General features: G+C 37.9%; 13 protein-coding genes. 9 read left to right on the forward strand and 4 right to left on the reverse strand.

Going from position 1 to position 12694, the window contains the following annotated elements; genetic code table 11:
- From BMX21_RS18625 to BMX21_RS18650, 6 genes are all read left to right on the forward strand, one after another.
- Positions 1-571, forward strand: a 571-nt coding sequence (locus BMX21_RS18625) for an ATP-binding protein (RefSeq protein WP_092046943.1), incomplete at its 5' end; no start/stop codon positions are given.
- 130 nt (positions 572-701) lie between these two features.
- Entirely contained in the window at positions 702-1829 is a 1128-nt protein-coding gene (locus tag BMX21_RS18630) for an EpsG family protein (protein WP_027216465.1), read from the forward strand.
- Positions 1830-2181: 352 nt separating this feature from the next.
- Positions 2182-3273 carry a dTDP-glucose 4,6-dehydratase gene (gene rfbB / locus BMX21_RS18635; protein ID WP_027216466.1) on the forward strand — a complete coding sequence of 364 codons (1092 nt, stop codon included), beginning with the start codon at positions 2182-2184 and terminating at the stop codon, positions 3271-3273.
- 27 nt (positions 3274-3300) lie between these two features.
- Positions 3301-3909 carry a dTDP-4-dehydrorhamnose 3,5-epimerase gene (rfbC, locus tag BMX21_RS18640; protein WP_027216467.1) on the forward strand — a complete coding sequence of 203 codons (609 nt, stop codon included), beginning with the start codon at positions 3301-3303 and terminating at the stop codon, positions 3907-3909.
- A 41-nt stretch (positions 3910-3950) separates the two neighbouring features.
- A complete protein-coding gene (locus tag BMX21_RS18645) occupies positions 3951-4520 on the forward strand; it encodes a VanZ family protein (RefSeq protein WP_051212843.1) in 570 nt (189 codons plus the stop codon).
- 111 nt (positions 4521-4631) lie between these two features.
- Positions 4632-4922, forward strand: coding sequence for a hypothetical protein (locus BMX21_RS18650; RefSeq protein ID WP_092046947.1), 291 nt, complete (start codon positions 4632-4634; stop codon positions 4920-4922).
- A gap of 60 nt (positions 4923-4982) precedes the next feature.
- Here the strand turns inward: BMX21_RS18650 and BMX21_RS18655 are convergent, their stop codons facing one another.
- Complete coding sequence (locus BMX21_RS18655; protein WP_092046949.1) at positions 4983-6032, reverse strand: mS29 family ribosomal protein; 1050 nt, start codon at positions 6030-6032, stop codon at positions 4983-4985.
- Positions 6033-6421: 389 nt separating this feature from the next.
- Between BMX21_RS18655 and BMX21_RS18660 the strand changes: the two genes are divergently transcribed.
- Both BMX21_RS18660 and BMX21_RS18670 read left to right on the forward strand, forming a co-directional pair.
- The gene (locus BMX21_RS18660; protein ID WP_027206305.1) at positions 6422-8014 is read left to right on the forward strand and encodes a P-loop NTPase family protein; all 1593 of its coding nucleotides are present in this window, start codon (positions 6422-6424) and stop codon (positions 8012-8014) included.
- A 379-nt stretch (positions 8015-8393) separates the two neighbouring features.
- Positions 8394-9092, forward strand: a complete 699-nt coding sequence (locus BMX21_RS18670; protein WP_092046955.1) for a histidine phosphatase family protein — start codon at positions 8394-8396, stop codon at positions 9090-9092.
- Between the two features lie 104 nt (positions 9093-9196).
- Here the strand turns inward: BMX21_RS18670 and BMX21_RS18675 are convergent, their stop codons facing one another.
- Positions 9197-9568, reverse strand: a complete 372-nt coding sequence (locus BMX21_RS18675) for a desulfoferrodoxin family protein (RefSeq protein WP_022754458.1) — start codon at positions 9566-9568, stop codon at positions 9197-9199.
- A 324-nt stretch (positions 9569-9892) separates the two neighbouring features.
- Here BMX21_RS18675 and BMX21_RS18680 point away from each other — a divergent pair, with 324 nt between their 5' ends.
- Complete coding sequence (locus BMX21_RS18680; protein ID WP_092046958.1) at positions 9893-10552, forward strand: aldehyde dehydrogenase family protein; 660 nt, start codon at positions 9893-9895, stop codon at positions 10550-10552.
- A gap of 39 nt (positions 10553-10591) precedes the next feature.
- Here the strand turns inward: BMX21_RS18680 and BMX21_RS18685 are convergent, their stop codons facing one another.
- Together BMX21_RS18685 and BMX21_RS18690 are read right to left on the reverse strand one after the other, a co-directional pair.
- Positions 10592-10810: a hypothetical protein gene (locus tag BMX21_RS18685; RefSeq protein ID WP_022755965.1), complete on the reverse strand. Its 219-nt coding sequence runs from the start codon at positions 10808-10810 to the stop codon at positions 10592-10594.
- A 4-nt stretch (positions 10811-10814) separates the two neighbouring features.
- A complete protein-coding gene (locus BMX21_RS18690) occupies positions 10815-12545 on the reverse strand; it encodes an IS1634 family transposase (RefSeq protein ID WP_092039752.1) in 1731 nt (576 codons plus the stop codon).
- Positions 12546-12694: the final 149 nt, after the last annotated feature.

The raw sequence follows: 12694 nt of genomic DNA on the forward strand, positions 1-12694 counted from the left end.
CGCGAGTGTAGTGGATATAGACTACACTTCGGGAAGAAAGCTCAATAAGGAACTGATAAAGAGACTTGCCAGCTGTGAATATATCGCAGATTACCGCAACATATTTATCACCGGAGCCACAGGCAGTGGAAAAAGCTATATGGCATGTGCCTTTGGAATGGAGGCATGTAAGCATTACTACAACACCAAGTATGTAAGACTTCCAGATCTTCTTATAGACTTAAGAACAGCCAGAGAAAATGGCACATACAAAAAGGTGTTATCCAAGTATTCCAATCCTACGCTCCTTATCCTGGATGAGTGGCTATTAATGAAACCTACACCAGAAGAGCAGACAGACATCTTTGAGCTGCTCCACAGAAGGAGAAAGAGATCCTCCACCATCTTCTGCTCTCAATATACAAAAGAGGGTTGGTATGAACAGCTCGGAGGAGATGCTTCCCCTCTGGCAGATGCTATACTGGATCGTATCGTACATGACGGATACGTCATCAACATCGTTCCAATAGATCCATCCAAGGATCTTTCCATGCGAGAGGTTTATGGTTTATCAGAAACTGACCGTATGTAATTGTAAAGGTACAAATAAAGGTGGCTCACGCTTGTCCGGACACGTGGCTCACGCCACACCGGATAGGCGGCTCCGCCGCACAAGAATATTCAGTCATTTTACGAAAGTGTTTTGAAAAGGGAATAATTATATGATCGTATATGTGATGATGACCTTGATGTCTACAATGTTTATAGGGGTGGCACAGTATAATTATAGTTTGACACTGAAAAGGGTCAATATAGTAAGTAATAGGCATGGAATAAAAATGAAGAAATGGAAATTATTTGCTATTTTAAGTGTATTTCCTTTTGCCTTTGTATCTGGTCTTCGAGTGAATGTTGGAACTGATTATACTACTTACTTAAGAAGTGATATGTATATAGGTAGTGTTTTTGCAGGTAATTCGATAAAAATGGAGCCGATTTATAGAATAATTGTTGAAATTGGCAGAATTATGAATTCTGTTCAACTAGTATTCTTTCTGACTTCAGTTATTTTTTCAGGAATTATAGTTTTATTTATAATTACATTCTCAAAAAACTGGGTATTAAGCGTGGCTTTAGTTTTATTAAGTGGAACTTTTTCTCAATCACTAAACATAATGCGACAAATGGTTGCAACAGTTATTGGATTATATGCTATAAAATTTATTGTCGAACATGATTGGAAAAAATACTTTTTGGCTATTGCAGTTGCAGCAGGATTTCATTCGATGGCGATTATTTACTTTCCTTTATATTTGCTAAGCTCTGATAAAATACATCTATTATCTAATAAGAAAAATGATAAAAGAAAGGCTGGTATAATACTACTTTTGTTAGCATTCTATGGCGTTTCTGGCTTTTTGAAACGAATAATTTATAACCTTCTATTAAATTCAGGTATTACATATGTTAAATATTTTGGCTCAAGTAGAGATACAGGAAGTAGCAGGTTGTTAACAATAACACAAATAATTATTATGGCTATAATGTTGTTTTGTTCTCAAAATGTTAATGGGGGAAAAGCCAAAAAACTATATAATATTGTGATATGTTATAGTTTTTTAGGATGTATTGTACTAGCTATAGGACTTCCAAGTGCGAATAGAATTGCATATTTGTTTATCCCAGTGATAATAGTGGGATTGCCAAATGTGATTATGTCAAATACAAGAAAGCTTACTAGAATTATCTTGAGTTTATGCACTATTATTCTAGAAACATATTTCTGGTATTCATATTATTATGTATCGAATATTAGTGAGACATTTCCTTATAACAGTATTTTTTCATAAAGCAACATTTATTACTCAATAGTTTTCTATGGCTTATCTTTTATTCCTAATTGACTTTTCTGACCACTTAATTACGTGAACTTCATGAAGAAAGTTCCACTAACAAAATCTAGGCTGATAGGTCATGTCAACTAAGATATTTATAGATAATATTGCGCTAATAGTCAGGAACTGTATTTATAATTTTCGAAAAGAGACGTTGATGAAAATGTACAGCAGTATTTAAACTAATTAATTGGCAGTACCTGCTGCAATTTGCGAGTTCGAGAAGTTTGAGAAGTTTTGCAGGAACAGAAACGCAAGCTACAGGCTGATCAGATTCAAGAGCTTTATAATAAGGAGCAAATAAAATATGAAAACATATTTAGTTACTGGAGGCGCCGGTTTCATCGGCTCAAATTACATTCACTATATGTTCAAAAAATATGGTGATACAATCCGTATTATCAACGTTGATGCACTTACATATGCAGGTAACCTTGAGAATCTCAGTGACCTTGAAAGCAATGAGAATTATACATTCATTAAGGCTAACATCTGCGACAGAGATGCAATCTACAAGATTTTTGAAGAGAATGATATCGATCGTGTTGTACACTTCGCAGCAGAAAGTCACGTTGACCGCTCAATCGTAAATCCTGAAATCTTCGTTGAGACCAACGTACTTGGAACAGCAACTATGCTTAATGCAGCAAAGAAGGCATGGGAGCTTCCTGATGGAACCTTCAAGGAAGGCAAGAAATTCCTTCACGTTTCAACAGACGAAGTTTACGGTTCACTTCCTGAAGATGGCGGATACTTCTATGAGACAACTCCATATGCACCTCATAGCCCGTATTCAGCATCAAAGGCAAGTTCAGATATGTTGGTAAAGGCTTATATGGATACATATAAATTCCCTGCTAATATTACTAACTGCTCCAATAACTACGGACCTTACCAGTTCCCCGAAAAGCTCATTCCACTTATCATCCACAATGCTCTTGAAGGAAAGAAGCTTCCTGTATACGGTGATGGTAAGAATGTACGCGACTGGCTTTATGTTGAAGATCACGCCAAGGCTATCGATATGGTTCAGGAACAGGGAAGACTCTTTGAGACATACAATATCGGTGGACACAATGAAAAGCAGAATATAGAGATCGTTAAGACTATCATCGACATCTTAAAGGAAGAGCTTTCCGATGAAGATCCAAGGAAGGCACACCTTTCATATGATCTCATCACATACGTAGAAGATCGTAAGGGTCATGACAGAAGATATGCTATAGCACCTGACAAGATCAAGGATGAGATCGGCTGGGAGCCTGAGACAATGTTCAAAGAAGGCATCCGTAAAACTATAAAGTGGTATTTTGAGCATCAGGAGTGGATGGAGCACATCACTTCAGGTGATTATGAAAAATATTATGACAGTATGTACAGCAGGAAGCTGGCTGACTAATGAAAAGGAAAGGTTAAGTATTAAGAAATGGGACAGATTACAGTTGAAAAGAATGTGGGCGGAATAGAAGGTTTATGTGTCATTACTCCGGCAGTTCATGGAGACGCCCGCGGATATTTCATGGAGACATATAACGAAAATGATATGAAAGAAGCAGGTATAGACGTAAAGTTTGTTCAGGACAATCAGTCTATGTCTACAAAAGGAGTTCTTCGAGGACTTCATTTTCAGAAAAATTATCCACAGTGCAAGCTTGTCCGAGCAATTCGTGGTAAAGTATTTGATGTAGCAGTAGATTTAAGATCAAACTCCCAGACATATGGTAAATGGTATGGCGTAGAGCTTTCAGAAGAGAACAAAAAGCAGTTTTTGATTCCTGAAGGCTTTGCACACGGCTTTCTTGTATTGTCAGATGAAGCAGAATTTTGCTATAAGGTTAATGACTTCTGGCATGCCAATGATGAGGGTGGCCTTGCATGGAATGATCCTGAGATTGGAATTGAGTGGCCACAGCTTATTGGAGAGTATAAAGGAAGCCCTTCAGCAGAAGGATATACCCTCGAAGATGGAACATGTCTGAATCTCTCTGACAAAGATCAGAAATGGCTTGGTCTTAAAGATACATTTAAATTCTGACAATAATCAGTTTCATAACTTACAACACGGTATATAATTGCATGAACTATAACTTTTGGCAATCTATCATATACGACTTTGAAAATCACTTTGAGATAGGTATTTTCACAGGGGATACTTATATAATATTCAGTATATTTATCCTCCTTATGTTATTGATGCTTGTTTTCATAAGATCAGAAAATACCAACGAGCGAATAATGCAGGCTGCCCTGCAGGGATATATGTTCATAGTTTATTCTATGGCAGTTATCCTCCATTACAAAAGATTTGAGCGAAAGGTTAATTTTCAGCTGTTTTTATCCTACAAAAGAGCAATTGAGTACGGAAATAAATACCTGTTTTATCTCGGCATAGAGAACGTGCTGGCATTTGTGCCGATAGGAATATTGATTCTAATACTTCTTAAGAGGGAAAAGAAATTCAGTTCGGTTTTACTGACCACGGTGTTTAGCGGTGCCTTTTCCCTTTTGATAGAAGTAGTTCAGTATATTTTTGTTGTAGGTGTCTTTGATGTTGATGACCTGTTCCATAATACTTTGGGTGGTTTTCTTGGAGCATTGCTTGCATTTGTGGTTTTCAGGATCAGAAACAAAACGTCAAGATTATGATTAATATTGAAGCTCAGAAGAGCACGAATACATCAAAGCTAGGATATCATCTTGATAACAGAATAATTTATTATCTGGGACGAATGATATCAGCCCAAAAGGAAGTAGAGTTTGTCAGAAAATTTTGCACTAATGATGAGCGTAGATACTGAAAGGAGACTTGGTGAAATGTGTAATTTGAGTCAAGTTTTGATAGATCAAGGAGAAGAAAAGGGAAGAGCAAAAGGTAGAGAAGAAGGTAGAAAAGAAGGTAAATTAGAAGGTAGAGAAGAAGGCAGAGAAGAAGGTAAAGTAATAGCCAGATTTGAGGATGGCATGAATATAGAAACAATTGCTCATAAATCACAGCTGTCTGTTGAGAGGGTTAAGGCTATCCTGAAAGAGGAAGGACTTATATCCTGATTTTGTTTTAGAAAAGCGCTGCTCTACCTGTTGCTATTGAGGCAGAGCAGTTTTTTTATATCAAAACTCAATCTGTGCATCTATGAATTCCTTGAATCTAGGCAGCCTAAGCGTGATAACCCCGCGAAGCCTTGTATCAATGACGCCCTTTTCCATTAGTCGTTTACGTGGAACTGACCATTCGCTATGTGATTTTTTAGTCATTTCCAGAAGATCAGTTGCTGTCATGGAATCCTTTTGGGCTATAAATTTAAGGAACCAGCGGTCGTTTGGTGCAAGTTCAGACCATATTTTGTAATATACTTTCTGGGCCAGAACATCATCGAATTGACGTAAGACCTCGTCTGTCACTGTCTTTCCTTTTGAATCCCACATGTATTTTCCAAGTGTTTGATATGCAAAGGCGTAACCTTTCGTTATATAGGCCATTTTCTCAGCTTCTTCAAAGGTGATTCCTAGAGTCTTTTGATAATCGTCTCTTATATAGGTTATATTAAGAGGCGTCATTTCGAATTTAGTAGCACGCAGGAAGAAAGTAAGCCCTTTTGTGTTCTCCAGACTTTCTATATCTTCATATAGTCCGGCAAGAATGGTATAAATCGGAAGGTCTTTCCTTATCAGTATCTGAAATTCTTGAATGAAGTCAATAATTCCCTTGGTATTCCTGGCTTCATCTATAGTAACAAGAAGCCTTTTTCCATGTTTGTTTAATTCAGAAAGAAGTATTTCAAGAGCATAATCTATACTTGCAACAGGGCTCTTTTTTGAGACATTAATGCCAATGCCAAATGCAGACAGGTTCAGGTTGGCATCTACAAATTTGGTTATGAGTGGGACGCTGCTATATAGCCTGGCTACAAGTTCGCTTATGATATCAGAATCAGACCTGATTCCGATCACAACCCAGTTTTTTTCATCATTGAAGTGCCTCTCAAGGCTTGTTAGAGTTACTGTCTTACCGGTACCACGAATGCCTGTTAGTTTAAAGGCCTGTTCATCAGGGATATCGCTTTCAAGAGCTTCAACGATGCTGTCTATAATGCTTGCTCTGCTCAGGTATTTAGTTGGGACTTTACCAAAGCTTATGGTATATGGATTTCTATTGTTCATAAATGGTTAACCTCATGTATCTATATAATGGCACAACAACTATATGATTCTATATAAAATAATATAATTTACTATGTATATATAATACTATATAAAATAATATAAAACAACCAAACACAAGATAATCATATAAAAGTATATAAAATTATGTTATGTTAAGAGGCGTCATTTCGAATTTAGTTGCACGCAGGTGTTGATTTACACTTAAAATAGACCCGGAGAGGGTCAATTTTACTTGACAATCAACAACAGCTTCTGATGATATAGGTGATGCAGGCCAAATATAAGTAGCGCCGAGCTTAGCTCGGCGCTATAATAGTCAATAGAAGATATTCTCATAATTCTCGATAAGATAATTTGTTTGTAAGGTGCCATAAAGGATTTTTAATATGAAATCATTTAATACAACTGGAGTATGCATTCCTGAAAAGCATTACATGGTAGATATTTCTGATAGAATTGCTGAAATCAGAAAAATGATAGAAGCTGAGAAGTATTTCACCATAAACAGAGCCAGACAATACGGTAAGACAACAACACTTACAGCTTTGACTAAGAATCTTTCGGGTTCGTACGTGGTGATTAGCCTTGACTTTCAAGGGATAAGTGCGGCCGGATATAGAACTGAGCAGAGTTTTGTTCAGGAAGTATCAAGACTACTATTGATGCAGGCTACTAATGGCTTAGATGTGCCTGACGATATTAGAAGTGTTTTCGAAGACTTTGTTAGTAGAAATGATAATAAGGCTAAAATGGGAGAGTTGTTCGATCTTTTTACCAAATGGTGTAAGATTTCGGATAGAGAGATAGTTCTTATTATTGATGAAGTTGATAGCGCGACCAATAATCAGGTCTTTTTGGATTTTTTGGCTCAGCTTAGAGAAGGTTATATACGCAGAAATTCATTGAATATACCGACTTTTAAGTCAGTCATATTAGCCGGCGTCACTGATGTTAAGAATATGAAGAGTAAGATCAGAGACGAAGGCACTCGTAAGGTGAATAGCCCTTGGAATATAGCAGCTGACTTTGATATATCTATGCGCCTTGATGTGGTAGGAATTGCTCAAATGCTTGATGGTTACGCAGTTGATCATAGCATTATGATTGATAGCGAGAATATTGCTAAAGAGATAATCGACTACACCAATGGTTATCCTTATCTTGTAAGCAGAATGTGTCAGATTATTGACGAAAAGCTCGTTCCCTCAAGATTTCAGGACTTGTCCGATGCCTGGACGAGAAATGGAATTGATGAGGCTGTTAAAATAATTGTTAATGACAGCAATACTTTATTTGAATCTCTTATTGGAAAACTTACTAACTATCCAAATCTGAGAGAGGTTTTGAAGAGTATTCTGATTGAGGGAGTAAGTATACCTTTTAATAATTATCAAGAAGAGCTTGCACAGATGCAGATGTATGGCTTTATCGAGAATAGAAATGGTATCGTTGTAATTGCAAATAGAATATATGAAACATTTTTGTATAATTATTTTCTATCAGATGAGATTATGAAGAATAATGTTTTTGTTAAGGAAGGTGGTTTGGCAAAGAACATCTTTATTATAGACGGAAAACTTAACTTAAAACTTATTCTTGAACATTTCATTTCATCTTATACAGAAATATGTGGTCCGCTGGAGGACAGATTTCTTGAAAAAGATGGAAGAGAATTGTTTTTACTGTATTTAAAGCCGATTATAAATGGAACTGGAAATTATTATATAGAGGCGCAGACGAGAGATCAGACCAGAACTGATGTGATCATAGATTATTTGGGCGTCAGATATATTATTGAGATGAAAATATGGCACGGAGATAGTTACAACAAGCGTGGAGAAGATCAGTTGTGTGAATATTTGGATTATTTTGGCCTGAATACAGGTTATATGTTAAGTTTTAATTTTAATAAGAAAAAGAAAACAGGAATTAATATAGTTACCATCAGAAATAAGGTACTGTTTGAAGCTGTTCTTTAGTAGTACGTGAATGTTATCACACCTACTGTACACGCTGATAACAGAGGCTATTTTATGGAGACATATAATACGTGAACTTTCTACAGGAAGTTCACGTATGTATATATCCAGCTTCTGATATGAGCATTATGGAAACTCTCCGACAAATACTGTCCGGAGAGTTTTTTAGTGCCGAAAGCGGCCAATTAGCTTGGCTTGTTGCACTTTTCTATATACCAATAGTAATAATAAAAAGGATAAATTTTAACTATGTAAAAAAAACATCACAGTGGAGCTCGCGACACCAATTTGGGTTTGAAAATGGAACATTTTCAAACTTGTTTATGATGCGCAGAGTTTGTATAATTTTTACATATTCGCATTTTGAGGGGAACATAAGATGAGACTGATATTTGTAAGACACGGAGATCCCGATTACCAGAATGACTGCCTGACAGACATTGGACGAACGCAGGCTATGAATACTGCCGCAAGGCTTCATGATGAGAAGATCAAAGCCATATACGCATCTTCTAATGGAAGAGCAATAGAGACAGCTTCATATACAGCCAAGGATCACGGACTTGACGTACAGGTACTTGACTATATGCATGAGATATGGTGGGGAGACAAGGATCAGAACATAGATGAGAGTCAGAAGATACCGTTTGAGGGGCATCCCTGGTCCATATCATATAAGCTTCTGACGGAGCATCCTGAATATACCGGTGATAAAGAATGGTCTGAGCATCCATATTTTAAAAATAATATCTGTATGGATTATTTTGACAGGATCAATTCAGGGATAGATGAGCTGTTAGCGCAGTACGGTCTTAAAAGAGAAGGCAATTTCTACAGATGCATGGAAGAGTGCAGTGACACTATAGCACTGTTCGCCCATGGCGGATCCGGCGCGATACTTTTTTCACACCTGTTATCAATCTCTTTTCCAATAGTACTTACTACGCTTCCTTTTGGTGTATGCTCAGTTACTATATTCGACTTTGCAGCCATGAAGGGCGAGATGACTATTCCAAGGCTTGAGATCTTTAATGACATGAATCATCATAATGAGCATAATCTGATATTCAATATGTGATATCGTAATCCCCTCTCTGCTTAGCGTATAAAAACTCGCAAATTGCTAGGCAATTTGCGAGTCGCATAAACACATCATTTTTTTAGACTGATAAGCACTCGTACTTATTCTGCTTTCCAAAGGCCATGAAGGTTGCAATATGCATATACACCAACTACACTATCGCCCTCTGTAAGAAGGAATTCTGCGCAAGGTTTCTCTTCGGGCTTAAGCGCTTTTCTCTGAACTCCTTTAGCTGTCTCGATTGCGATCCATTCAATGTAATGCTCAGGAAGCATAGGATGCTCAACAGATCCTACAGTAACTGTAACCTTGTTACCATCAACTGTATAAACCGGTACATGCTTCTCAACTGCTCCATCAGAAGTTCCAGGTACAAGCTCAGTCATATGCTGACCACAACATGTCATAGGAGCGCCTGATTCTTTAACCATTTCTACGAAATTGCCACAAACCTTACATACATAGAACTTCATTAGTATATACCTCCTTACCTGTTTGAATAGACTCATATTCAATATAACGTTTATAGTTCTATTATACACGGATAATTGGACTTGTGGGTGTTTTGGATATTTTTAATGCAGTTAATTTATTACCGTTAGATAGTTATGCTCATCAGAAATCAAACAGCTTAAACTTCCCATATAAACAGTATAGTATCACTAAAAATCCTGAGTAAACAGTCAAATATTCATCTTTCTCAATTTCTAGCCTACCATATTCTGTGATAGTTTCCATCTGATATAATGTTCTTAAGAATAGTTCACAATTCCTTTTTCTAATGGAGGATTGCACCCATGATCACACAGGCATATATTAATGACATATTAGATCAGCAAAAGAAATTCTTCAAAACCGGAAAAACTCTGGATCTGTCATTTAGAATCAGACAGCTCAAAAGGCTTAAAAGCGCTGTTATACAATATGAAGATGAGATCAAAAATGCTCTTTCAAAGGACCTTGGGCGACACGGCGCAGAAGCCTATTTCTGCGATATAGGTACCATAATCCTTGAGATAAATGAAACTATAGAAGGGCTTAGAAAGTGGGCTAAGCCTGAGACTCATTTTAGCGGTCTTACCTGCTTCCCAAGTATTATTACCAAAGTCTACAAGATGCCTTATGGTAACACGCTTATCATAAGTCCTTTCAACTTCCCGTTTACGTTGTCGCTTGGCGTCCTGATACCTGCTATTGCAGGCGGCAATACAGCTGTTATCAAGGCAAGCTCTAAGTCTTCATATTCTACGCAGGTTCTGAAGAAGGTGGTCACAGCTTTTTTCCCTACTAAATATGTAGCAGTGATAGACGGTGGCCACGACGTAGCAGATATGTGTCTTGAAGCGGGATTCGATAAGATATTCTATACAGGATCGCCCAAGGTTGGTAAGCATGTCATGGAGATGGCGTCTATGTTAACTTCCTATCTTTTTAACTCTCGTCGTCACTTCCGGTAAATCCCCTCAAAAAATCTCTTAATGCAGGGTTGATGATTTTTAATCCTCCTCATCAGCGTCCCCATTCATGAATTCTATGATCTCTTTCAGTGACTTTTTACTCTTCTCGAAAGCCTTCACCAGTTCCTTGCTCTCAAGTTCCCTGCGCTTTGTTATGAGCTTGTCCAGTTCTTTAAGCTCTGCTTCATATCTGTCTTTTGCCTTAAATACTGCCTCTTCCTGTTTCTTGATTCTATCGTCTAAACTTGTTCTTGCCATGATATCAGTCCTCCCTCTCTGCATTTGCCTTAACAATTACATTCTTTAGATCTTCTCCGAGTGCTCTTCCCAGCGTCTTTATGTCTGCTGCATTCATCCCGAATGCTTTCAGTATCGCTTTCTGGGTAGCACTTACTGCGTGATCTATCCTGTATGTATTGTCAGAGGACTTTATCATCTCTATCTTTTCAAGTTCCTTAAGTGCGGCTGGAACTGTCATGTAATTCTCTTTCTGTCCACTCTCCTTTACTTCATCCTTAAGGCATGTATATATCTTATTACGTATGATAAGAGCTATGAACTCTATGAAAAGCTTGGTCTCCAGAGATTCATTTCCATAAACCCTTTCTGCCCTTGCTCCCATATATGATTTATCTCCGCGGAACAGTTTTTCGGAAACATCCCTGCTCTTATACAGGTTTATTGCTTCTTCCGCTGTCATGGACTCTGATGTGATAAGTACAAAGTATCCACAGAGTGCAATCTCCCTGTCTATGACATCAGTGCGTTCGCGCCATGCAAGGAGTCGTTCATCTTCCTTGCCCTTATTGTAAATCTCAAGTTTAAAGTATTTCTCAATGTTTGGACTTGGGGGTATCTTCTTGCCCCTGTTCTTTTCAAGAAACTCGACTATCCTGTCTATCTTTCTCTCTACATTCTCGCGTTCTGCTGCATGTTTTCTGTCATTGTAGTATATGTGGAAATATCTGTCCTTTTCATCCGAAGGGAACAGTTGCATCTTAACTGTCATTCCATTGACTTTATAGGATCTTATGCTGTTTGCCCTGCTCTGCTCAAAACTGCCTCTATGTTTTAAAACAAGCTCACTCACAAGGTCCTTCATGCCCTTGACCATAATCACAAAGCCGTAGCCGTGGTGATCCATGTAGTGAATGTTTGCCTCACTAAAATATCCCCTGTCGAGGATGAATCCTATATTTTTATAGCCATAGCCTTCCACCTTTTCCAGCATGTACTGAAGCTGTGACACGTCATTGATGCTACCCGGATAGTCCTCATAGAAAAGGGGCTCATTGTTGTTCCTGTCATATGCTATCGCATAGTTGAAAATCGGCTTATCCTGCTTATCCTTTTCATGTCCGATCTCAGCAAGATCTATATCACCTGCCTGGCAGTGCTTATTGGTTGAATCATAAGAAACATAAATCTTTGATCTGTGATCCCGGTTCTTATTCCATTCATTAAGGAAAGCAATCCTTGCATCAGTCATGTCCTGGCCAAGGAAGTCTGAAATCTTTGAATCACTATAGACATGCATCCCTTTTGTAAAGAGAGGATGCTTATAAGCATAGTCAGGATAATACTGACCGGCATTGTTCTCAGTTAGAATGCTATATGCAGCAAGATCAAGAAACAGTCCGGCATCCTTGCCAACAATACGATTAACCATCTCGTCGATATGATAACTGGCAATGATCTTCCTGATTACAAAAAATGCTCCAACATTCAGGCAACTGCTGCGGCTGGTATCCCCTTCCAGTTCTTCAGGGATCTCTATATCCGGAAAGAACTTCATGCAGTTAGCATTAGGATACATCATGTCAAGGTGCTCATCATCACGTCTTCCGATGGATGTGGTCTTGGGGACGGAATACTTCTTGACAGGGTCATACTTTCTCTCATACGCATAGTACACGTAGGTAGTTCCCTTGATGTTTTTTATTGTGATACCGTTTTCCCCAGTCGGTATCTTCACAAGGAAATTCATATACATGGCAGCCTCCATAGAGATGTAATTACTTCTCTATTATCTTACCATGTTTCCCACTCAAAATCAAGTGAAATCCGCATAAAATCTGGTTTTTTCCAATTTCTCCACCTCTCAATTTGGCTGCCGAGAGTTAATTATCGCGGAAGTTCACA

The organism is Butyrivibrio sp. TB (assembly GCF_900110805.1).
Taxonomy (GTDB): domain Bacteria; phylum Bacillota; class Clostridia; order Lachnospirales; family Lachnospiraceae; genus Butyrivibrio; species Butyrivibrio fibrisolvens_C.

Excerpts from the sequence above, each read along its gene's own strand:
- BMX21_RS18630 (WP_027216465.1), top strand. The coding sequence starts at position 702 with ATGATCGTATATGTGATGATGACCTTGATGTCTACAATGTTTATAGGG.
- rfbB (WP_027216466.1), top strand. The coding sequence starts at position 2,182 with ATGAAAACATATTTAGTTACTGGAGGCGCCGGTTTCATCGGCTCAAAT.
- rfbC (WP_027216467.1), top strand. The coding sequence starts at position 3,301 with ATGGGACAGATTACAGTTGAAAAGAATGTGGGCGGAATAGAAGGTTTA.
- BMX21_RS18645 (WP_051212843.1), top strand. The coding sequence starts at position 3,951 with ATGAACTATAACTTTTGGCAATCTATCATATACGACTTTGAAAATCAC.
- BMX21_RS18655 (WP_092046949.1), bottom strand. The coding sequence starts at position 6,032 with ATGAACAATAGAAATCCATATACCATAAGCTTTGGTAAAGTCCCAACT.
- BMX21_RS18660 (WP_027206305.1), top strand. The coding sequence starts at position 6,422 with ATGAAATCATTTAATACAACTGGAGTATGCATTCCTGAAAAGCATTAC.
- BMX21_RS18670 (WP_092046955.1), top strand. The coding sequence starts at position 8,394 with ATGAGACTGATATTTGTAAGACACGGAGATCCCGATTACCAGAATGAC.
- BMX21_RS18675 (WP_022754458.1), bottom strand. The coding sequence starts at position 9,568 with ATGAAGTTCTATGTATGTAAGGTTTGTGGCAATTTCGTAGAAATGGTT.
- BMX21_RS18680 (WP_092046958.1), top strand. The coding sequence starts at position 9,893 with ATGATCACACAGGCATATATTAATGACATATTAGATCAGCAAAAGAAA.
- BMX21_RS18685 (WP_022755965.1), bottom strand. The coding sequence starts at position 10,810 with ATGGCAAGAACAAGTTTAGACGATAGAATCAAGAAACAGGAAGAGGCA.
- BMX21_RS18690 (WP_092039752.1), bottom strand. The coding sequence starts at position 12,545 with ATGTATATGAATTTCCTTGTGAAGATACCGACTGGGGAAAACGGTATC.